Origin of the sequence: Mesorhizobium sp. J8, assembly GCF_016591715.1 — a bacterium.
GTDB lineage: Bacteria > Pseudomonadota > Alphaproteobacteria > Rhizobiales > Rhizobiaceae > Mesorhizobium.
The window spans coordinates 2,465,637-2,486,062 of sequence record NZ_AP024109.1 but is presented as its reverse complement, the minus strand read 5'-3'; the positions used below and the strand labels follow the sequence as shown (position 1 = coordinate 2,486,062).

At 64.3% G+C, this 20,426-nt stretch carries 18 protein-coding genes; 7 read left to right on the top strand and 11 right to left on the bottom strand.

The window, feature by feature from the left end; all coding sequences use genetic code 11:
* Positions 1-271: 271 nt before the first annotated feature.
* A complete protein-coding gene (locus tag MJ8_RS11400) occupies positions 272-1,330 on the top strand; it encodes a UDP-glucuronic acid decarboxylase family protein (protein ID WP_201414461.1) in 1,059 nt (352 codons plus the stop codon).
* Positions 1,327-2,454: a UDP-glucose 4-epimerase GalE gene (gene galE / locus MJ8_RS11395; RefSeq protein ID WP_201414460.1), complete on the top strand. Its 1,128-nt coding sequence runs from the start codon at positions 1,327-1,329 to the stop codon at positions 2,452-2,454. Before MJ8_RS11400 ends, galE begins: the two co-directional genes overlap by 4 nt.
* A 108-nt stretch (positions 2,455-2,562) precedes the next feature.
* On the opposite strand, the gene MJ8_RS11390 is transcribed toward galE, so the two are convergent.
* Positions 2,563-3,108 (bottom strand): DUF995 domain-containing protein, encoded by a 546-nt coding sequence (locus tag MJ8_RS11390; protein ID WP_225248225.1) that lies wholly within the window; start codon positions 3,106-3,108, stop codon positions 2,563-2,565.
* Positions 3,109-3,723: 615 nt separating this feature from the next.
* On the opposite strand from MJ8_RS11390, the gene MJ8_RS11385 reads away from it, so the two are divergent.
* Positions 3,724-4,641, top strand: a complete 918-nt coding sequence (locus MJ8_RS11385; protein ID WP_201414458.1) for a lysylphosphatidylglycerol synthase domain-containing protein — start codon at positions 3,724-3,726, stop codon at positions 4,639-4,641.
* Positions 4,642-4,646: 5 nt separating this feature from the next.
* A complete protein-coding gene (locus MJ8_RS11380) occupies positions 4,647-5,723 on the top strand; it encodes a glycosyltransferase family 2 protein (protein ID WP_201414457.1) in 1,077 nt (358 codons plus the stop codon).
* 128 nt (positions 5,724-5,851) lie between these two features.
* Here the strand turns inward: MJ8_RS11380 and MJ8_RS11375 are convergent, their stop codons facing one another.
* From MJ8_RS11375 to MJ8_RS11365, 3 genes are all read right to left on the bottom strand, one after another.
* A complete protein-coding gene (locus MJ8_RS11375) occupies positions 5,852-6,256 on the bottom strand; it encodes a hypothetical protein (protein WP_201414456.1) in 405 nt (134 codons plus the stop codon).
* 196 nt (positions 6,257-6,452) lie between these two features.
* Positions 6,453-7,439, bottom strand: coding sequence for an acyltransferase family protein (locus tag MJ8_RS11370; protein WP_201414455.1), 987 nt, complete (start codon positions 7,437-7,439; stop codon positions 6,453-6,455).
* A 287-nt stretch (positions 7,440-7,726) separates the two neighbouring features.
* Positions 7,727-9,598, bottom strand: coding sequence for a glycosyltransferase family 2 protein (locus tag MJ8_RS11365; RefSeq protein ID WP_201414454.1), 1,872 nt, complete (start codon positions 9,596-9,598; stop codon positions 7,727-7,729).
* A 546-nt stretch (positions 9,599-10,144) separates the two neighbouring features.
* On the opposite strand from MJ8_RS11365, the gene MJ8_RS11360 reads away from it, so the two are divergent.
* The 3 genes from MJ8_RS11360 (at position 10,145) to MJ8_RS11350 (ending at position 12,975) form a co-directional block, all read left to right on the top strand.
* The gene (locus MJ8_RS11360; RefSeq protein WP_201414453.1) at positions 10,145-11,056 is read left to right on the top strand and encodes a glycoside hydrolase family 26 protein; all 912 of its coding nucleotides are present in this window, start codon (positions 10,145-10,147) and stop codon (positions 11,054-11,056) included.
* A gap of 133 nt (positions 11,057-11,189) precedes the next feature.
* Complete coding sequence (locus MJ8_RS11355) at positions 11,190-11,690, top strand: DUF995 domain-containing protein (RefSeq protein WP_201414452.1); 501 nt, start codon at positions 11,190-11,192, stop codon at positions 11,688-11,690.
* A 109-nt stretch (positions 11,691-11,799) separates the two neighbouring features.
* A complete protein-coding gene (locus tag MJ8_RS11350; RefSeq protein ID WP_201414451.1) occupies positions 11,800-12,975 on the top strand; it encodes a hypothetical protein in 1,176 nt (391 codons plus the stop codon).
* A gap of 208 nt (positions 12,976-13,183) precedes the next feature.
* Here MJ8_RS11350 and MJ8_RS11345 read toward each other — a convergent pair whose 3' ends face one another.
* The 7 genes from MJ8_RS11345 to MJ8_RS11315 all read right to left on the bottom strand — a co-directional run bounded on the left by MJ8_RS11345 (position 13,184) and on the right by MJ8_RS11315 (position 20,408).
* The gene (locus tag MJ8_RS11345) at positions 13,184-14,179 is read right to left on the bottom strand and encodes a Rieske 2Fe-2S domain-containing protein (protein WP_201414450.1); all 996 of its coding nucleotides are present in this window, start codon (positions 14,177-14,179) and stop codon (positions 13,184-13,186) included.
* Positions 14,176-15,291, bottom strand: coding sequence for a GNAT family N-acetyltransferase (locus MJ8_RS11340; protein ID WP_225248224.1), 1,116 nt, complete (start codon positions 15,289-15,291; stop codon positions 14,176-14,178). Before MJ8_RS11340 ends, MJ8_RS11345 begins: the two co-directional genes overlap by 4 nt.
* A 26-nt stretch (positions 15,292-15,317) precedes the next feature.
* The gene (locus MJ8_RS11335) at positions 15,318-16,574 is read right to left on the bottom strand and encodes a F390 synthetase-related protein (protein WP_201414448.1); all 1,257 of its coding nucleotides are present in this window, start codon (positions 16,572-16,574) and stop codon (positions 15,318-15,320) included.
* A complete protein-coding gene (locus MJ8_RS11330; RefSeq protein WP_201414447.1) occupies positions 16,571-17,395 on the bottom strand; it encodes an MBL fold metallo-hydrolase in 825 nt (274 codons plus the stop codon). Before MJ8_RS11330 ends, MJ8_RS11335 begins: the two co-directional genes overlap by 4 nt.
* Positions 17,392-18,375, bottom strand: a complete 984-nt coding sequence (locus MJ8_RS11325) for an NAD-dependent epimerase/dehydratase family protein (protein WP_201414446.1) — start codon at positions 18,373-18,375, stop codon at positions 17,392-17,394. Before MJ8_RS11325 ends, MJ8_RS11330 begins: the two co-directional genes overlap by 4 nt.
* Positions 18,376-18,377: 2 nt before the next feature.
* Positions 18,378-19,367, bottom strand: a complete 990-nt coding sequence (locus MJ8_RS11320) for a 3-oxoacyl-ACP synthase III family protein (RefSeq protein WP_201414445.1) — start codon at positions 19,365-19,367, stop codon at positions 18,378-18,380.
* A gap of 69 nt (positions 19,368-19,436) precedes the next feature.
* Positions 19,437-20,408 (bottom strand): LysR family transcriptional regulator, encoded by a 972-nt coding sequence (locus MJ8_RS11315; protein ID WP_201414444.1) that lies wholly within the window; start codon positions 20,406-20,408, stop codon positions 19,437-19,439.
* Positions 20,409-20,426: the final 18 nt, after the last annotated feature.

The window sequence follows — 20,426 nt, the reverse complement described above, 5'->3', positions numbered from 1 at the left end:
TACCCGCGATACGGGTATATCTTTATATGCGTTGGGTGTGCAATTTGGGCGAGCAGTCTGCGGTGGTGGCAACCGACTCGTGGATCGCGATTTAGGGGCGCAAGGACGCTTAAGCGGCAGAGACAAGCCGTAGAGCAACAGCCCCGCGAACTCAGAAAATTATGACGCACATCAGTGCTGGCTCCTCCGCATATGCGGAGGAACCGACTTTATAACCTGGTCGGGCAAGGCCCCGTCCCGGAACGGTAGCGTGTGTGCGTACGGGGTTGCCATGAATAGGGTCATCAAAGTTCTGAAGCCGGTACGATCGGGTCGAAAGGGCATCGATCGTGGCCGAGCCCTGGTCACCGGCGGAGCGGGCTTCCTGGGTTCTCATTTGTGCGAGCGACTGCTTGCGGACGGGTACGAAGTCATCGCCCTGGACAATTTCCACACCGGCAAAAAATCCAATCTAGCCGGCATCGCGCGCGACGTCCCTTTCACCTGCATCAGCCACGACGTTGTCGATGCCCTGCCGACGGATATCGTCGTCGACGAGATCTACAACCTCGCCTGCCCGGCTTCCCCGCCCCACTATCAGGCCGATCCTATCCACACGTTCAAGACCAGCGTGCTCGGGGCGATCAACCTCCTGGAACTCGCCCGGCGCCACAACGCCAAGATATTCCAGGCTTCGACCTCCGAGGTCTATGGCGATCCACTGGTGCATCCGCAACCCGAAGGCTATTTCGGCAACGTCAACACGCATGGCCCACGCGCCTGTTACGACGAAGGCAAGCGCTCGGCCGAAACGTTGTTCTTCGACTATTCGAGAACTTACGGCCTCGATGTCCGGGTCGCGCGCATCTTCAACACCTATGGGCCGCGCATGCAGCCCGATGACGGACGCGTGGTGTCCAACTTCATCGTCCAGGCGCTGCGCGGAGACGATATCACCGTCTATGGCAGCGGCACGCAGACGCGCTCCTTCTGCTATGTCGACGACCTCATCGAAGGGTTTGTTCGGCTGATGCGGTCGCCGACGGCGCCGAAACATCCGGTCAATCTCGGAAACCCCGGCGAGTTCACCGTCATGGAACTGGCCGAGCTCGTTCTCGATTGCACCAACTCCCGCTCGCGGATCGTGCACAGGCCGTTGCCGGTCGACGATCCCCGGCAGCGCAGGCCCGACATCAGCTTCGCCGAGCAGCAGCTGGGCTGGAAGCCAAAGGTCCCGCTGAGCGAGGGGCTGGCCTATACCGCGGGCTATTTCGAAGCCCTGCTGGGCCGCCGGCAGCCCGGAACCTCACGTGGCGGCCATTTGTCCTCCGGCGAGGCTTTGGCGCTATGAGTGCCCGCCCCATCCTGGTAACGGGCGGCGCCGGCTTCATCGGCAGCCATACCTGCAAGCAGCTGGCGGCGGCCGGCTATCTGCCCGTGGTCTACGACAATCTCAGCCGCGGCAACGAGCAGGCGGTGGCCTGGGGGCCGCTGGTGGTCGGCGACATCCGCGACCGCGGCGCGCTCGAGCGAGCCATCGCAATCCACCGGCCGCAGGCGGTGATCCATTTCGCCGCGCTTGCCTATGTCGGCGAGTCGGTCAGCGACCCCGCGGACTATTATTCGGTCAATGTCGCCGGGACGATCGCCGTGCTCGAGGCCGCACGGGCAAACGGCATCGGCAATATCATCTTCTCTTCCAGTTGCGCGACCTATGGCATGCCGGAGGCGCTCCCCGTGCGCGAGACCTCGTCTCAGGACCCAATCAGCCCTTACGGCCGCAGCAAGCTCATGGGCGAACAGATCATCAAGGACCATGCCTCGGCTTACGGCACGAAATACGCAATCTTGCGCTACTTCAATGCCTGCGGCGCCGACCCCGACGGCGAGCTCGGCGAATGGCACACCCCGGAAACCCATCTCATCCCCAGGGTGTTGATGGCGGCGTCCGGCATGATCGAGGCGATCGAGGTTTTCGGCACCGACTATGAGACAGCGGACGGCACCTGCGTGCGCGACTACGTCCATGTCAGCGACCTCGCCCGGGCGCACCTCAAGGCCCTGCTGCATCTGGAGGCCGGCGGCAAAAGCCTTGCGGTCAACCTTGGCACCGGTCGCGGGGTCTCGATCAGGCAGATCATGGACGCGGTCGAGCGGATCACATCGCGGCCGGTCCCGGCCGTGTACAAGGCGCGCCGCCCCGGTGATCCGGCAGGGCTTTTTGCCGACCCCAGCCTTGCCCGCGAACAGCTGGGCTTCGTGGCGCAGCTTTCCGACATCGACACCATCGTGAGGACGGCCGCCCCCTTCTTCGGGCTCGGCCCGGCCTTGCCCAATTCCGGCGTTTCGGCCGCCGCGGCGCGCACATTGCGCGCGCCGCGCGGCGCGAACGTCAATCAGAAACGCCGGCCCACGAGGCCGACGGTCGGCCCTGTGAGTAATGCGTCGGGGCGTGGGCTCGCTGAGTTCGGCTAAGGCCGTCTCAGCGAGCCTCCAATTTTGGCGGCCGGTTGCGCGAGCGCAATGTGGACGGATTCCACGGCGAGACCGCCGAAACCAACTCACACTTTCCCTGGAATAGCTTCAGCTCTTGCTGTCGACCAGTTTGCGGGTCTCGTCGAACTGCGCGCCCTTGGTGTTGCCCGCCTCGAACTTCCGGTGCTCGTCGGCGGGATCGTCCTTGGCGTGCTTGAACCCATACCACGTGCCGTCAGGGTCCTTGCGCTGCTCGATATTGCCCTTATCGACACGGTGGCTGTAGCAGGTGCGCTGCGGCTTGGTGGAATAAGTCTTGGAGCGCCAGGCAAGCTCCATGCACATCTTGCCCTTTTCCGTCACCAGCCAGCGGCCCTCGCCGACGGCGGGCGAATCCTCCCCTTTCGTCCAGGCATGCAGGCGCCTGTCCATTCCGAAATAGGCGGCGCCGTCTTTCCAGTTCCAGGTGCGGTCGGCGTAGAGAAGCTGCAACTCGAAAGCCGTCGGAGCAATGTCGGGCTTGGCGGCTGCCTCGACCGGCGCGCTGTTCCTCGCCGGGGCCGCGCTGGCGGGGCCGCCAAAAGCAAGCTGGCCGCAGGCGACCAGGATCGGAACCAGCCAGCTGCCCCTCGCAAGCCGATCGGCCCTGCTCAACGCAGGTCGACCCGGTTCGCGTGGCGAGGTTGTTTGAACTGTCGTTGCGATGCACGTACGCATATCGATTACCCCCGTCTCGACCCGATATGGTGGGGCCGAGGACCCATGATCTGGAAGATGTTCCTTCGGGCTTTCCGCGAGCCGTCACGATGGCCGAGCCCCGCCGGCCCCTAGGCGGGGCGATCAGCGCCCTTAGACCTATTAACAGCCGCGCGCAGCGCGATGTCAACCGAGTCGAAGCTCAAGTGATCACCACAAGCCATTAGTTAAGCAGGGATATTACAATGTTGTGATAGTCCGACATTGTTTGGCAATTGCTGGCGCCGGAATAGCTTCGGCCGGAGGGCGGCCCACATGACTGGCACGGGGAAACGAACGGAGGCTGCTGCCGCTGGCAACGGTCCTTCGAACACGATGACGGGTGATCGAGCGCCTCGACAAGATCGCAACCAAGCTTGTGGATTCGGATACGATGCTGGTCTATAGGATCACGCGCCCGTGACGGCGCGGCATTTCGAGCGCGCCGGCGAAGCGATCCGCGGACAAAGGCGTGAATTGTCGAGCCACCGGATAAGCCGCTGCAACGCGGCGGTGGCGTCATCGGAGAATGGGTTGAAGCGAGCGATATCGATAGTCGTCACCCTGGCGCTGCTGGCATGGCTCGCCAGCGACCAGCGCTGGAAGATGGTCGGCGATGCCTTCGCCTCGATCACGCCCGGCGCCTTCGTGGCGGTCGCGGCGGCACTGTTCGTCACCTATGTGCTCAGGGCGCTGCGCGTCTGCGACGAGTTCCGCGACGATGTCAACGGCCGCTTCGGCGCAACGCTGCGCGTCATCCTGATCCACAATGCGATGATCAATATCGTGCCGTTCCGCGGCGGCGAGACGGCCTTCCCGATCCTCCTGCGCCAGGTGTTCGGCGTCTCGATCGTGCGCGCCAGCGCTTCGCTTTTGTGGTTCAGGCTGCAGGACGCTTTCGTCGTCGGCGTGCTCGCCTGTCTGGTCTGGCCGGGCCTGCATCCGGCGTTGAGGGCCGCCGGCATCGCGGCGCTGATCGCCGCCGCATGGTACCTGCCGCGCTGGGCGCGCGCGCCGCACAACTGGACGGCGGGCGGCAGGATCGTCTCGAAGTTCGGCAAGTTGCGCGACATCTTCACCGAGGCGACTGGGCGCTCGCGCTATGGCTGGTGGTGGACGATCGCCAACTGGGCGCTAAAGCTAGGCGTGCAGGGCTGGCTGCTCGCCATGCTGCTCGGCACCTCGTTCCAGACGGCTTTCCCCGGCGCCGTCGGCGCGGAGGCAGCCGCCATCCTTCCGGTGCAGGGCGTCGCCGGCTTCGGCACCTATGAGGCGGGCGCCGCCGCGGCGTTGCTCTATTCGGGCATCGCCATGAAGGACGGCCTGCAGGCGGCGCTTGCGCTGCATCTCTTCATCCTGTGCTCGGCGGTCGCAACCGGTGCGATCGCCTGGCTGTTCCCCTCGAAATCGACGCTGCCGGAGAGCCCGGCGGCGGGACCGGCAAGGAAATGACCGCCATGAACGTGCTTCCCATCCCCTCATCGGGACTGCCCGAGGGCGCCGTCATGCCCGAGCACAAGCTCTCCATCGTCATTCCGATGTACAACGAGGCCGACAATGTCGAGCCGCTGCTTGTCCGCATCCATCAGGCGATGGAGAATTACAGCCAACCCTGGGAAGTGGTTCTGGTCGACGACGGCAGCACCGACGCCACGCCCGCCGAGATCCGCCGGTTGGCGGCTCAATACGGGCCGCATGTGCACGGCGTGGAGCTGGTGCGCAACTACAAACAGACCGCAGCCATGCAAGCCGGTCTCGACGCCGCGCGCGGCGACGTCATCGCGACGCTCGACGGCGACCTGCAAAATGACCCTTTCGACATCCCACGCATGGTCTATCGCCTGCTGACCGAGGATCTCGACCTGGTGGCCGGCTGGCGCAAGGACCGCAAGGAAGGGTTCTGGTTGCGCCGCCTGCCGTCCCGCATCGCCAACAGGCTGATCGCGCGCGTCACCGGCGTCAAGCTCAAGGACTATGGCTGCAGCCTGAAAGTGTTCCGCGGCAGCGTCATCCGCAGCGTCCGGCTCTATGGCGAGATGCACCGCTTCATCCCGGCATGGCTCGCGACCGTGACGACGCCGCGCCGCATTGCCCAGGAGGTGGTGACGCATCACGCGCGTATCCACGGCCAGTCGAAATACGGCATCTCGCGCACCTTCCGCGTGGTGCTGGACCTCGTCTTCATGTTCTTCTTCCTGCGCTATCGAACGCGGCCCGGCCATTTCTTCGGCGGTATCGGCATCGTGCTCGGCGTGCTCGGCTCGCTGATCCTGGCCTATCTGTTCGCGATCAAGGTTTTCTGGGGGCAGGATATCGGCACGAGGCCGATGCTGATCACCGGCTTCTTCCTGGTGATCGCGGGACTGCAGGCGGTGACGTCGGGCGTGCTCGCCGAGATGCTGTCGCGCGTCTATCTGGAGGCCAATGGCGCGCTCGCCTATGTGGCGCGGCCACAGCCCGCGCATGGCGAGGGCGACGGCTGGCACTGGCCGAGCAAGCCCGCGGGCGAAAAGGCGACGCCGCGCCGCAAGTAGTCCCACGGCGGCCGGTCGACCAACATAGCGACGCGCGGACGACCGGAATGCAAGAGGCAGCGCGCCCTCGGCGCGCGTCCCTCCTCTTGCCCCCGCAGTCAAGCCCCCGGCGATAGCGGTTGTCTAGGTTAGCGCGCCCTGCAAGCCGAGCGCTGACCGAAGCCACTCGGGCCGCAGATCCACGGCGAGTGGCCAAGCAACGGACCGACGCTGCCCACGCTGTAGGAAATCTTTACGGGCCGCGGTCCGCGAACAGGCTGCGACCGCACAATGGCGGCATAGGCCTCCTCCCTGACGCGCGTCACACTGGACATTTGCGTCAGCGACCTGCGGTGAACGCGATGCAGCCGATGCTTCTTGACGTATTGCACCTTCTTTGCGGCAGTGTGGGCCGCCGGGACGGTGCTGATCGAGCTGGTCTTCGTCATGTCCATGCTCTGGCAGCCAGACACGATCGAGGCCAGTGCAATGGCGGCAATGGCGCAAGCATATCTCTTGCCGACAGCCGCCGCTTCATTCATGAAATCGTTCATTGTCGTCCCCTGCCAGGAAATACGCGTTGTTCTCGCGCGGTATATTTTCTCTTTCCTTGGCTTCCGCGCCGTGCGAACGGCTCGCCGCCATTCGCATCGTGGCTTAATATTAGAGGCGACTTATTAAAATTCGTGCAAACGAGATGATGAGCGCGATCTTTACCGGCTCGATCGACTATTATTAAAATGCGAACGTTTATTTCGGCAGCCGCCCTTGCCGTCCAAGCCGACGATCAATTTCCGGCCGGCGTGCCGTGTAGGACAGTCTCGCTTTCAGGCTGTTCAACGGTTGTTCCAACAAGTGCCATGAGGCCGCGGCAGCCGCGACCGTGACCAGACCCGCAATCACGAACCGGATCGGACCGAGCGGAGGAAACTGCATCTCGAAGGATCCGCAGAACAGGAAGACGACGGCCAGTGCGGGGAAATGATAAAGATAGATCCCGTAGCTGATCCGACCCAGATATCGCACGACGGAGTTCTCTGCCAGTCGCTTGATCTGGCCCTTGGCACCTGCGCTGGCCCAACTCACGACAGCGACCAAAGGTACGACCGTCAGGAAGTCGCCGAGTACAAAATTGAACATGGCCGCTTGCAGCGTGAATGAAACCGCCACGATGGCGACGGCCGCGACGCTTGCCATCGCCAGTCTCCACCGCAGTACATCGGTCAGTCGATGGGACGCTTCGATCGCCGCGAGAAGGGCGCCGGCGCCCAAAGCATCAAACGCGGCCGGCGTCAGCACATAGCGGGCCGGCCCTTCCGGAAGATAGAAAACAATAGCTGCCCGAAACGCGACCGCCGCAAGGATGATCCCAACCAGCATCGGGATCAATGTCCGGCCGGGGCTCAGGACGATCAGCAGCGGCCAAAACAAATAAAACTGCTCTTCGACGCTCAAACTCCATAGATGAGCGAGCGGCCAGGGGTCCCAGTTACCGTCTAGCGCAAACAAGACATTGGAGAGGTAGGCAGCGTGCCAGGGCAACGATGTCCGGACCTCGGGCAAGAAGGCGGCCGCCAAGGCCAGCATCATGTAATATGCCGGGAAAATTCTCAGGGCCCGCCGCAGGTAGAAGACCAGGATGACGCCAAGAGCGCCCTGTGATCGGACCGCTTCCTTCGAGCGGATCAAGATACCGGTGATCAGGTAACCGCTGATAAAAAAACAGCCTGACACCATGATGCCCCCAGGGGGAGGCATCATCCCAGAAGTGCGAGTACATGACCGCGAATACGGCAACGGCTCGCAGCGAGTCGATCTGCGGCCGGTACTCGGGGTTAGGCGTCATGGTGCGCAGGGGATGCCCGCTTGCCGGGGCTTAGCGCCAACGCCGCGTTCAGACCACTCGCAGGCATTCGCCGAGCGACGACGATCATCAAAGAAGCGATCCGCCGAATAGGATTTGAACCATGAACGACAGCTGTCTTCGGGCATTCCATTTGACTGTTCATTCGGCTCTAGAGGCTTCATTCACCCCAACCGAGATCAAGGACGAACCTTTGGCTTCCGAGTTCGCCACGGCCTGCACCGGAAACCGGATACGTAACCTTGACGATGCGTAGGCCGGCGCCCTGCTGCAGTCCATATATGCCTTGCAGCCCGCGGTCGTAAAATCCTGCCAGCGGGACCAATACGGCAACGGCGGCGAGCGATCCTTGCAGCGCGAACTTGCCTACGTTTTGCCGCAGCGAAATCTTGTTCTCAGTCAGATGCTTGCCAACTATCACCACGACCAGCAGTCCGTAGATCGTCGCATTAAACGCGGCGAACCAGTAGAAACCGAAGGCTCTTGCAGGATGCTCCACCAGAAGCACCGGCAACGAAGCACCAACCGCAAGCAGGGCATATGGCACCATGACGCGAGCGGGCAGAAGGTGTTTTGGGCCGCTGCCTTTCGGAGTGACGCGGAAATCGACGAATGACTTGGTCAGATAGTCGCGAACCGACGCCAGCGTTCCTGCCATCACCCATGGCCAGCGCGCGAACAAATGGAAGAGCGTCCCTTCCCAACTGATAGCCTTCGCCGAGAATGGACGCGAGAGACCTAACCTCTTTAGAAAGATCACCAGAGCAATCGGGATGGCCGCGCTTGGCGTATAGTGGAAAAGGAACTCCGGATACGTCACGTTGGCAAAATTGTTGCCCGACAAAAGCGCGTAGATCGGCATGGCATAGGTTGCCATCGCGAACAAAGCGAACATGGGATACCAGAGCTGGCAGAATACGAACTGTCGTCTGAGCCTCGGGCTGAGCTTGGACAGGTATCTCGGCGTGTATTCAAGCAGGATGGTCGTCAAGCTCCTGGACCACTGGAACTCCTGAGTAACCAGGTCGGCGAAGGTCTGCGGACCGTCGCCATTCGCGATTGCGTCGATGGCATGCACGCCGCGCCATCCAGCGGCGCTGATCAGCATCGAGGTGGAGTGGTCCTCGGCCAGTTCAGGGCCCAGCCCGCCAGCTTGCCGCAACGCAACGGTGCGCACGGCATAATGTGAGCCGATGCAGAGCGGGGCTCCGTTGCTGGTGTAGCCGGACTGGAGGGGGCCGTGGAGCATGCCTTCCACAAACAGCCGCCCCCGCGCGGCCCAGCTCTCGTCGGCATTGTTGTCGCAGATGCTGGGCGCCGAGACATAGCCGACGCCGGGGTCGGCGAAGGGATAGAGGATTTCCCTCAGATAGGTCGGCGACGGTACATGGTCGGCATCCATCTGCGCGACGAAGTCGTAGCGTTCATAGCCGTACTGATCATAGAAAAAAGCCAGGTTGCCTTCCTTGCAGCGGGTCCTGCGCGGCCAGGTCTTGCGGTGATAATCCTCCCGGCCGCGCCTGGTGGAAATCAGCACGCCATGCGCGTCGCACCAGCGAACCGTCGCCTCGGTTGGATCCTCGTCGGCAAGCCAGGTGTCGTGCGGATAGTCCTGCGCCAGCATCGCCTCCAATGTGCGCTGAACCACCGCGAAAGGCTCCGACGGCGCCTTGGTGACCACCATGGCGACGCGCGAGCGCTTGGGGATCGTGTGCAGCTTGGACGACTTCCTCGAGGCATGGACGTTGAGCAGGAAATACATCGGCATCAAGGTCAGCCACGCCAGCACGATGGTGGCGAAGGCAAAAGGCCCGACATGATCGATATGCGCGGGCCGCAGCCACCATGACCAGAAGAAAACCAGCGCGACGAACCAAAAAGCGAGGCCAAGCCGCAGGATCGATTGCTGGCGCGGCGTGAGCACCGGCACGAGATAAGGACCCTTGGGTCCATGGCCGGTTGAAACCTCGCCAGCCCTGCCCGCTGACGTCGTTTTACCGCCGACAACGCCGGCATCCCCAGATACGCCCATACTGCCCGCCAACCCGCCCGGCTAAGCCGGCCGACCCCATTCATTCCCGCGATAGAATCAGCTTAAGCTAATGCAGAGTCAACAGAATTAGCGTTTCATTAACCACGCTGGTTGAGAAGTGGTTAACCAATCATGGCCTCGACGACGTTCACCGTCGGAGCGCAGCTGCAGCGCCGGTTGCGTGAAGCGCTAGGGCCAACGCAAACCATCCTTCCGGTTAACCATGCCGGCGGCGGTAAGGTTAAGTAACGGTTAATTGCGCTTGACTCTCGCCGAGCATAGGCTCTTATATGAGAAAGGGTTAATATCGTAACGTTGACGCGAATTTGTGAGTATCGCGGCGACCTCGTCTCGGGGCCTATGTATAAGGTCGAAAGAGACAACAATAGTGGACGGCACGGCGTGACAGGTGCCAGTTCCAGTCGCTCTGAAAACCCGCATTTCACGTCGGCAAACCGGTATTTGGGTTTGGGTGCCGGCTTCAGTCGGCGCGTCGTGACAAGCTTCAAAGGTCCGGCGGGACATCGAAGCTCATGGGAGGCGGGTATGAAACTCTCCACAGCAACCGCGCTTGTGTCGGCGCTTATCGCCGGCGTGGCCTTGCCAGCGTCGGCGGGTTCGCAGACGAGAACGGATCCGATCAAGACGAGTTCGGCGGCGTCGGCATTCGGCTCCTACGATCCTTACGGCGATTTCAGCAACGACAAGTCAGCCACCATCGAGGAACTGTTCCTGCCTTGGGAAGACGTCGACCTGTCGACGCTACCGCTTGCGGACGCCTATGCGCAGCAACGGGGCCGTTCCCTGCTGATCACCATCGAGCCTTGGACATGGTCGAAGGACTGGCGCATCACGCCGCCCGAACTGCGCGACGGCATATTGAGCGGCAAATACGACGCCAACATGCAAGCGATCTGCAGCCTTGTCGGGCAGATGAAGAGCCCGGTCACCATCCGCTGGGCGCAAGAGATGGAAGACAAGAACGGCCGCTTCACCTGGGCCAACTGGGCGCCGAAGGACTGGATCGCCGCCTACAAGCGCGAGGTGGACGTGTGCCGCAAGGCCGCGCCGGCGGCAAAATACATGTGGTCGCCCAAGGGCGTCGAAGGCCTGGAGAAATACTATCCCGGCGACAACTATGTCGATGTAATCGGCCTGTCGGTGTTCGGCTTGCAGAAGAAGGACAATGACGAGGTCGGCCGCGATCGGACCTTCGAAGAGACGCTGAAGCCAGGCTATGACCGTGTCGCGAAATTCAACAAGCCGGTCATCGTTGCCGAGTTGGGCTATGTCGGAAAGCAAGACTACGTGTCGAAATGGGCTGAGGACTCGCGCAAGTCCTATGCCGAGTTTCCGGCCCTGACCTCGGTGGTCTACTTCAACCAGAAGGAAGTCTGGCCGTGGCTGGGCGGCTACGGCCTGCCCGACTGGCGTGTAACCCAGCACGTCCTGCCGTAACGGGCGGCAGGCCATGCCCGCCCCTGTTGGACAGGGACGGGCTCCAGCTTTCCAGTTTGACAAGGATCGCTCCCAGGGGAAGCCTTCGGGGGCCGGTGCAAGGCGTGGCGTAAATCAGTGGCGGAGTAAAATCGTGAACAGGGTGTTGGGAAATTGGCTCGGTGCGGCGCTCGCCTGCTCCGTTTTTGTTGTCGGCCCGCAGGCAGCCGCGATGGCCAAGACGGCGAACAAGATCGACGATCGTGCGGCGACGGCCGCCGCAGTCTCCGATGAGGGCATCTACCAGCTCTACAAGAACCGTTCCTGGCGTTGGGGCAACCATGGCGCCGCGTATTTCGCGGTGAGCAAGCGGCAGTTTACCGCCTGGTCCACGGAGGGCAGCAAGAGCTATGGCGAGGGTCTCTGGTTCATACCCGGCCAGGGCAAAATGTGTTTCCGGGCAACCTGGCGCGGTTCATGGGGCGCCAAGCCATCCTTGAGTTGCTTCGAGCATCGCCAGGCCGGCAAGGTGATCTACCAGCGCAAGTCTCCCGGGGGAGCTTGGTATGAGTTCAGGAATCGCTACGGCAAATCGGACCTGCGCAATGGCGACTACGCCAGCAGGAAGGTGAAACGCTTCAAGGCGAAGCTGTAGTCGACACCCCGCATGCAGCGCGCCAGCCGGATTGGCGTGAACAGCGCAATTGCCTGGCGGAGCGATTTCGCGCAACGGTTTTCGCGGACGGAACGACCGCGAATGACCGATGCCGAAGGCTGACAGATCCATCCTGATCACATCCATCCTCATCACGGGGGCGCGCGCGCCGGTGGCGCTGCATCTGGCACGCCTTCTTCATGAGGCGGGCCATAGGGTGATCCTGGCCGACACGCCGGTCCGGCCGATCGCGGCGGCGAGCAAGGCCTGCTCGCGCTACCACCGGCTGCCGCCGCCGCGCTTCGAACCGCAGGCTTACGCCGAGGCGGTGGAGGCGCTGGTGCGGGCTGAAGGGGTCGAGCTGGTCATCCCGACCTGCGAGGAAGTCTTTCACCTTGCACTTGCCTGGCGCGGCAGGACCATGCCGGCGCGATTGTTCGCCCCCGGTATTGAGCTTTTGGAGCAGGTCCACAACAAGCACAGCTTCATCCGGCTCGCCGAACGGCTTGGCCTGGCGGTGCCGGAAACCACGCTTCTCAATTCCCGCGACGACCTGAAGGCGATGCGTGCCCGCTCGCGCGACCTGGTGTTCAAGCCGGTCTGGTCGCGCTTCGCCAGCCATGTTCTGCTGCGACCGACACCGGATTTCCTCGATGCGATCGCCCCCTCGCCCGCTACGCCCTGGGTGGCGCAGCGCTTTGTCGAGGGCGAGGAGATCAGCGCCTATGCTGTGGCGCGGGACGGCAGGCTCAAGGCGCTGGCGCTCTATCGCTCACCCTATCGTGCCGGCATGGGCGCCGGCATCTTCTTCGAGCGGGTCGAGGACGAGGCGGCGCGTGAGCTGGTCGAGCGCATCGTTGCGGGCACGGCCTGGACCGGGCAGATCTCCTTCGACCTGATGCGCGAGCCGGGCGGCCGCGTGCTGCCGCTCGAATGCAATCCACGCGCGGTGAGCGGCCTGCATTTCTTCCGCGATCCCGCGCGCTTCGTGGACGCGGTTTTCGGCGATGGAGCGGAAGTCGCGCCCGATGTTACGGCGCCGCAAACGGTGCGGCTCGCAATGTGGATTTATGGATTGCCGGCGGCTTTGCGTTCGGGCGGGCTCGCCCGCTTTCGCCAGGCGATGCGCGAGGGCGAGGAACTGCTCGACTGGCCGGGCGATTCAGCGCCGATCGGGGCGCAGTGGACGGCCCTGGCGGAGGTTGCCCGCCTGGCATTGCGCGAACGCATCAGCCTGCAGGCGGCATCGACGCGCGATATTGAGTGGAACGGGCCTGATGGGTGAGGTCGGCGGGACAGCACCCCCCTGCCCTGCCGGCCGTCTCCCCCGCGAGGGGGGGAGATCAGCAGCTCCGGCAGCGGCGCCTTTCCTGCAACGTCGATGATTGGCGAAAGCGGTCGCGGCATCCAATCTCCCGCCTTGCGGGGGAGATGCCCGGCAGGGCAGAGGGGGGTGTGAAGGAACGCGACCTAGCCATATCGAGAGCGAAAAACTACAATTCGATCTGATGCACCTTCGGTTCGCTCGCCGCGTCCGGTACCCTCCCCTCCATGATCGCCGCGATGTCGCGGCGCAGGAAATCGAGCGGGCCGATGACCGGCAAGGCTTGCGGCGCGAAACGAGCATTGTCGCTCGCCGATCTCAGCACCCGGCGGTCCTGGTGCAGCGCGATGGTGAAGAGCGGCTTGAAGGCCAGCGCCTTCAGCTCGCCGAGCAGACCCTGGCGCCGTCCGATCAGCCAGCCGACGCCCTCGACGGTGCGCTCGTCGGCCTGGCGCAGATGGAAGGTGGTGGCCAGAGCCAGCCCGTCCTTGCCCCAATATTCGAGCTCGGCGATGCCGGGATAGCGAAAGCGGCCGATGGTTTTCGCGCGCTCGCCTTCCAGGAGCCGGCTGATCAGGCCCTGCTGGCGGTCCTCGCCGGTGTAGCTCGCCTCGACCCAGCCCTCGCCGCCCGTCACCTCGACCCGCACCAGATGGCGCTTGGAGCTGAGGCCGCGCAGAAGGCCCTTATGGGTGAAATGCGTATGGGTGGCGTCGAGGATGTTTTCCGCCGCGTCGATGACCGTCGACTGAGTCGACGATCGCACCCGCCGCACGATGATGTCCTTGCCCTGCATGCAGTGAAGGTAAGGCTCGTCCTTGGGCGTGCCGGACGAGATGAAGACGACGCCGTCGCGCTCGATCGCGGCGTAGCGGCGGACCCGGTAATGCGGCATGGCGGCGACATGGCCCGGGATCGCGGTGCAGCGGCCCTCGCCATCATAACGCCAGCCATGATAGGGGCATTCGATCTCGCCGCCGACCACCTTGCCGGTCGACAGCTCGACCAACCGGTGCGGACAGCGGTCGAACAGGGCGGCAAAGCCTTGCCCCGAGCGAAACAGCACCACAGGCTCGCCGTCGAACAGGATGCGCTTGGGCCGCCTGCCGATATCGGCGGACAGCGCCACCGCCTGCCAGTGAGCTTCCGCGCGGCGCTCGCTCACAGTTCGAACCTCCTGAGCAGCGGAATGCCGACCAGCGCCAGCATGGCCTCCATGATACGGATCGCCAAGCGCCGGCGAAGCGCAAGATGCCCGGCATAGACGGCGTTGTATTCGATCGCGGCGACCGCGCCGCGCCGGCGTTTGAAACCGGCGGCGCCCGCGCTCATGTTGAAGAACAGGCCGCGCGCCGTGGCGTGGTCCTGCGCCATCGCCATCATCATGCGGTAGAGCCCGTCGGCGACCGGCAGGCTTGTATCGTAGCCGACGATGGGCTGGGTCAACGTGCGGCCGTTCTCGAACAGGCCGGTGACAGCGACCAGCTCGCCGCCCGGCCTGCGTAGCCCCGCCAGGCTGATGATGCCGCGCCGGTGCATCTCGGCGATGTAGCGTGCCGTGTAGTGCGGATTGAGCGGCGTGTATTTGTCGAGATAGAGCATGGCGTAGAGCTGCTCGGCGCGGACATAATCGGCCTCGGTGAAATCGTCATTGCCGACCCGCTCGAACGGCGTTGCGCGCAGGCGGGCGCGATCACGCTTCATGTCGCGGGTCATGGCGGGCGATGCGCTGCGGTCGGCGAAGATGTAGATATGTCGCGCCGCCAGCATGCGGAACCCCTCGGCCTTCAACGCGGCAATGGTCGCCGGATCGGCGATATCGTTCAACGAGCGGATGACGATGGCGCGACCGGGGAAACGGGCGGTCAAGGCCGAACGCAACGACACGGCTGTCGGCCGGTCGAGCAGCGGCACCGGATTGGTCGAATAGAGCCAGTTGTTGACCTGCGCCTGGCGGTCGAGGCCGCTCGCCCTGACCAGCGGCGCGCAGGCCACGATGAGGGCGTTGAGCGCGCGCTTGAGCAGCGGATGGGCGGCGAAGTTGCGCGTCTCGTCCATCGCATACCCGATATAGGCGCTGGTCGGACAGCAGATATAGCAGTTGGGAGTGTCATTGGCGTCGTTCAACGTCAGCGGAAAAACCCGACCGGCAATTTCGAACGTCTCGATCTTCGTCTTGAGGTTGGCGATGAGATCGCCAACCGGCATCTCGTTGAAAAGCCCTACAAAAGCCTCGACCTTTGCCGGCTTGTTCTCGACCCGGTCGGCCTGTTGCAAGGGCCTTTCCATTGTTGCCACGCCGCTCATCGTCCCTGCTCCAGCCGGCATTCGACGCGACGCAGCTTGCGGCTTGTTTCCAGCGGCAGCGGCCCGCGGACGAGCACGACGGTGGCGACCGCCTTTCGCGCGTCCAGCAACGCCTGCACCGCTTGATGAGCGGCAGCCGCCGCGTCGTCCGCGAACGTTGGCGGAAGGCTGAGCTCGACCCTGTCCGGCCCCGTCTGGACGAGGCGAAAATCGTCGATGCGGCGATCGGCCTTGAGCACGGCGTTGCGCAGCACATCGGGCGTGACCAGGATCGGGCCGTCCGGCGAAGCAAGCCGGAAGACATCGTCCATGCGGCCGACGATCTCATCGACGCAGCGCAGCGGCGACCCGCAACGGCAAGGTCCTTTGGACAAGCGCAACAGATCGTTCATCCGGTAGCGCGCCATGATCTGCGTCCGGCGACGAAAAGCCGTCACCAGCGGCGTCACCAGCCCCTCACCCGCAGGCTCGAATTCGAAGAAGACGGAGTCTTCCGCAAGATGCAATCCGCCCTGCCGGCAGGTCACGGCGAACAGGCCTTCCGTCGCCATGTAGATTTGATCGAGCGGCAGCCGGAAGAAATCCTCGATAACCGGACGGTCGACCGGATCGAGCGTTTCGGCAGCGGAAAAAACGCGCTTCGGCCGGAGCTGGAAGTTCTCGGCCGCGAAATGCCGGAGCATTTTTGGCGGCGCGATGATGACCGTCGGGTCGAAGGCTTCGAGCGCGCCGCGCCAGCTTTCCGGCCCCGAGGTCAGGTCGAAGAAGGCGAGCTTTATCAGCCGCGATTTGCGGGCGCTGTCGTAAAGCCCTGTGTTCTGCGGCAGGATGACGGCGACCCGGATGCCGCGCCAGAGAAGATCGGACGCCGCCTTGGCGAGGATCGTGCCCAGCCACCGGTATTTCTCGGCTTCCGAAATCACGAACAGGCCGCGATTGCCGGAGGTGCCGGTGCTGGCGCCGACGGTGAGCGCGCCGGCGCGGCCGTCACGAGCCATAGCCGCCCAGGCTTGCGTTGCGGTCAGACGGTGGATGTTGAAATCCTCGAAGCGCGCCATCAGCAAAGCCTTGTCGGTCACCGGCAGATCGGCAAGTTGAGCCGGCGCTTTTCGATAGAAAGGCGCGCGCGGCAGGTCGCGGTCGAGGAAGCGACGCAGGGCAGTTGCCTGCCAGCGCTCGAAATCCGCACGGTTCTTGCGCGAAGCCCAACGTGTCAGGGTGAAAGACCCTGCCGCCTCCGCCAGCGCGTTCATGAATCCTCCGGCGCGAGGTCATAGGGCGTCGGCGCGGGATCATGGCAGAGCATCACCTCGCCGCCAGAGGCGAGGAAGCGACGCAGCATGGCGCTGGTCGGCTCGATCGCCGCCGCATCCTCGGCGATCAAGGTGGCCGGAAAGCCGGGTGTGCGGTTGTCGGTCAAGGCTGCGAGTAGCCATTGCACATCGACGGCGTAGAGCAGCGGTCGGTCGAGGGCATTGAACAGCAGGCCGAACTGGCCGTCGGCATGTCCGGGAAGATCGACCGCGATCACGCTGCCGTCGCCGAAGAGATCGGCGCCGCCGGGCATGCTGCCACGCGCTGCAACGCTCGGCTTGGCGGACAGAGCGTCCAACCGCGCTTCGAAATCGACAGGAAAAAGCTCGGTGAAGACGCCGTGGCGCATATTCTGCCTCGGGCTGCGCGCCTTGACCCGCGCCCAGGCGGAATCGCTGGCGATAAAGCGGGCGTTGCGGAACAGCGACAGGCCCGAAATGTGGTCGGCATGGAAGTGGGTGACGATGATTGTGCTGATATCATCGGGCGACAGACCGAAACGCCGCAGCACCGGGAGGACCTGCGCGTCGGGGTTGAGCTGAGGTTTGAGCAACCCACCGTACAGCCGCAGCATGCGGCCGCGCCGCTCACCGCTCAGCGCCTCGGGCGTGTAGCCGGTATCGACCAGAACTGGCCCGGCAACGGCATGAAAAAATAGCCCGTAGCGGACGCGCAGCCTGACGCTTTGCCAGGCGCCGCCGCGCAGGATCAACCGCTCGGCGGCGCTCACCCAGGCGCTGTTGGCGAAGACGAGCTTCATGGCGCGCAGCCGCCGGCGAAAGTGCGGTCAAGTCCCTGTTCGAACGCAATCTTCGGCGCCCAGCCCAGCACCCGTCTCGTCTTGGAAAGATCGAGGCTTTGCGCGTAGGCGAAGAGGCCCAGCCCATAGCGGGTGGCCGGCGGTTCGGAGCGTCCAGGCAGACGCAGCGCCACCGCTTCCATCAAGCCCGCCGCCAGCATCGCCGGCAACAACGGCATCGCCCGCCAGCGCGCCTTCAGGCCGGCGCGGACGCAGGCGTCGTCGGCGATGCGGCGGACCGGCAGCACCTCGCCGCCGGAGATGTTGAAGATTTGGCGTTCGGCCTCGACCGGTGCCGCGAGCGCCGCCATGACCGCCTCGACGACATCGTCGACATGGGTCAGGTCGATGGCCGCGCGGCCGTCGCGAAACAGCGGCAGCGGTCGGCTTCTGGCCGCCTTGATCAGGCGCGGCAGCAGCGCGCGGTCGCCCTTGCCGTAGATGCCGCGCGGCCGCAGCACTACCGGATGGATATCGGTCTGGCCGAGCACGATCGTCTCCGCCTCGCGCTTGGTGCGGGCATAATGATTGACCGGCTCCGGCAAGGCCACGTCCTCTCTAAGGTCGAGCTGGTCGCGGAAGGCGAAGCAGACGGACGGGCTGGAAATGTGGACGAAGCGGCCGACGCCCCGCCGCCTGGCGAAATCGACGAGGTTCCGCGTCGCCGTGACATTGGCCGTCACGAAATCCGCCAGGCGTCCGAAGGGCGACGAGAGCGCCGCGCAATGGATGATCCGCTCGACCCTGGCGAGCCTGGGGTCAAGCGCCTCGTCGAGCGGTTGCGCGAGATCGTGACAGATGATGCGATGGCCCAAGGCTTCGAGCGCCACGCAACGTTCTTCGTCACGGCCGAGCCCGAGCGCCAGCGTGCCCGATGCCGCCAGCCTCTCGAGCACATGGGAGCCTAGGAAACCGCTGGCGCCGGTGACGAGCACGGCCATGCTCAGACCTCCAATGCCATGCCGCCGAAGGAGACGCCGGCGGAAGTACCAAGGAAGAGCAGCTTCATGCCCGTCGCTACGCGACCCTCGCGGCGCGCGACATCCAGCGCGAAGGGCATGGAGGCCGCGATCTGGTTGCCGAAGCGGGCGGAGATGTCGACCAGCTTCTGCGGCGCAAAGCCGGTCTGGCGCGCCATATGCGCGAGCGCGAAAGGGCTCGCCTGGTGCGGCACGACGAGATCGACATCGCCATGCCGCCAACCGGCGCGTTCGAGCAGAGCGGCGACGAAGGCGTTGAAATGGCGCGAGGTCAGCCGGAACAACTCCTTGCCATCCATGTGGAACAGGCTGTGTGCCGCGAATGCCTCCTGCTCCTTGCGGAAGTCGAAGCGCGTGCCGCCCGAACCTATGCCGCAGGCCTCCCAGCCCGATGGATAGGTGCGCATCAGGCTCGCCGCCACCTTGCCCTCGCCCGGCTTGGCTTTGCGCAACACGGCTGCCGCAGCGCCGTCGCCGAAAAGTGCTGCGGTCTCCGGCGCGTCCTGCCATGGCAAGGCGCGCGAGGCGACTTCGGACGAGAAGACCAGGGCGGTCTCGCATTGCCCGGCCTCGATCATGCGGCCCGCGGTCTCGAAAGCGGTGAGGAAGCCCAGGCAGGTGCTGTTGACATCGAAGGCGGCGGCCGAGCCGTCGGCAAGGCCAAGGCGCTGCATAACCAGGGGCGCGGTTGCCGGCAGCGGCTGGTAGGGCACGCCGCAGCCGCCGACGATCAGGTCGACCGCGCTTGCATCGAGGCCGGCTTCCTCGAGCGCAAGCGTCGCCGCGGCGCAAGCGAGATCAATTTGCGATTCGGCACTGCACACATAGCGCTCGAGGACGCCGGTCGCGGCTTCGAGCGCGCCCTGGCCGAGGCCGAGCCGCTCCTCCAGCGAGCGCGTGGTCAGCCGCTCAGCCGGTACCGCCCTGCCGGTTCCGACGATCCTGACCTGCATTCTCCCCCCGCCGCGTGAGCTTGGCCCTATTTAACCCATGAAGCGCCGCGTTTGCGACTCCGAAGTCGATCAGCCGGCCGTGATGCCAGATGGATCGACCGCCGATCCGACCTGCTCCAACTGGCCGACGAGCCAGGCAATGCCAGCGTCCATCATCGCGACCTTCGGCACTACGGCGGTGATCTGGAAAGGTGGTAGCGTCACGGGAGGATCGACCGCGATCACACCGAAGCGGCGCGCATGCCTGGCCACGAAACGACGCGGCAGCGCCGAGACAAAATCCGTCTCGGCCAACACGGCAAGCGCGAACATGAAATTGGGTACGGTGAGCGCGATGCGCCGCGACAGACCCCGCGCGGCGAGCGCGATATCGACGAACCCGTGCGCGTCGCCTGTCTGCGACACGACGAGGTGCTGCATGGCGCAGTATGCCTCGATGCTCGGGGCCAGCGAGAACCGGTGTCCGGCACGCATGGCGATGACGAAATCCTCTTCATAGAGCGCGCGCCGGAGAAAGCGTTCGGGCACGTCGCCGATCGGGAGGACCGCGACATCCATAATTCTTGCCTCAAGTTCAGCGATGACGTCGCTCCAGGCGGGCAACGGCGACGTCTCTCCTTGCCTCGGCAGCAGCTGGCGGATGCCGATGTCAATACCCGGCGCGAATTGATGCAGAACTTCGAGCAGCGACGGCAGGAACACCGCCGAGGCGCCATCGGGCGCGCCGATGACGAAACGGCGGCTGGAACGGCTGGGATCGAAGGGCTCGGCGCTGGCGACGACGCTTCTCACCCGCGCCAGGATTTCGGCGACAGGCCCGGCAAGCTCCAGCGCGCGGTAGGTCGGCACGACGCCCCTCGGCGTGCGCAGGAACAGCGGATCGCCGAGCAGGCCGCGCAGCCGGCCGAGGCCATGGCTGACCGCCGACGGTGACAGGTTGAGCCGCGATGCCGATCGGCCGACATGGCGTTCCTCCATGACAGTCTCAAACAGGACCAACAGGTTGAGATCGGCGCGAGATAGATCGATTTGATGCAGCATATTCTTGAAATCATATCA

Bases quoted from the DNA above. Each gene is read 5' to 3' on its own strand.
- MJ8_RS11400 (WP_201414461.1), top strand. From the start codon at position 272: ATGAATAGGGTCATCAAAGTTCTGAAGCCGGTACGATCGGGTCGAAAG.
- galE (WP_201414460.1), top strand. From the start codon at position 1,327: ATGAGTGCCCGCCCCATCCTGGTAACGGGCGGCGCCGGCTTCATCGGC.
- MJ8_RS11380 (WP_201414457.1), top strand. From the start codon at position 4,647: ATGAACGTGCTTCCCATCCCCTCATCGGGACTGCCCGAGGGCGCCGTC.
- MJ8_RS11375 (WP_201414456.1), bottom strand. From the start codon at position 6,256: ATGAACGATTTCATGAATGAAGCGGCGGCTGTCGGCAAGAGATATGCT.
- MJ8_RS11370 (WP_201414455.1), bottom strand. From the start codon at position 7,439: ATGGTGTCAGGCTGTTTTTTTATCAGCGGTTACCTGATCACCGGTATC.
- MJ8_RS11365 (WP_201414454.1), bottom strand. From the start codon at position 9,598: ATGGGCGTATCTGGGGATGCCGGCGTTGTCGGCGGTAAAACGACGTCA.
- MJ8_RS11360 (WP_201414453.1), top strand. From the start codon at position 10,145: ATGAAACTCTCCACAGCAACCGCGCTTGTGTCGGCGCTTATCGCCGGC.
- MJ8_RS11350 (WP_201414451.1), top strand. From the start codon at position 11,800: ATGCCGAAGGCTGACAGATCCATCCTGATCACATCCATCCTCATCACG.
- MJ8_RS11335 (WP_201414448.1), bottom strand. From the start codon at position 16,574: ATGAACGCGCTGGCGGAGGCGGCAGGGTCTTTCACCCTGACACGTTGG.
- MJ8_RS11330 (WP_201414447.1), bottom strand. From the start codon at position 17,395: ATGAAGCTCGTCTTCGCCAACAGCGCCTGGGTGAGCGCCGCCGAGCGG.
- MJ8_RS11325 (WP_201414446.1), bottom strand. From the start codon at position 18,375: ATGGCCGTGCTCGTCACCGGCGCCAGCGGTTTCCTAGGCTCCCATGTG.
- MJ8_RS11320 (WP_201414445.1), bottom strand. From the start codon at position 19,367: ATGCAGGTCAGGATCGTCGGAACCGGCAGGGCGGTACCGGCTGAGCGG.
- MJ8_RS11315 (WP_201414444.1), bottom strand. From the start codon at position 20,408: ATGCTGCATCAAATCGATCTATCTCGCGCCGATCTCAACCTGTTGGTC.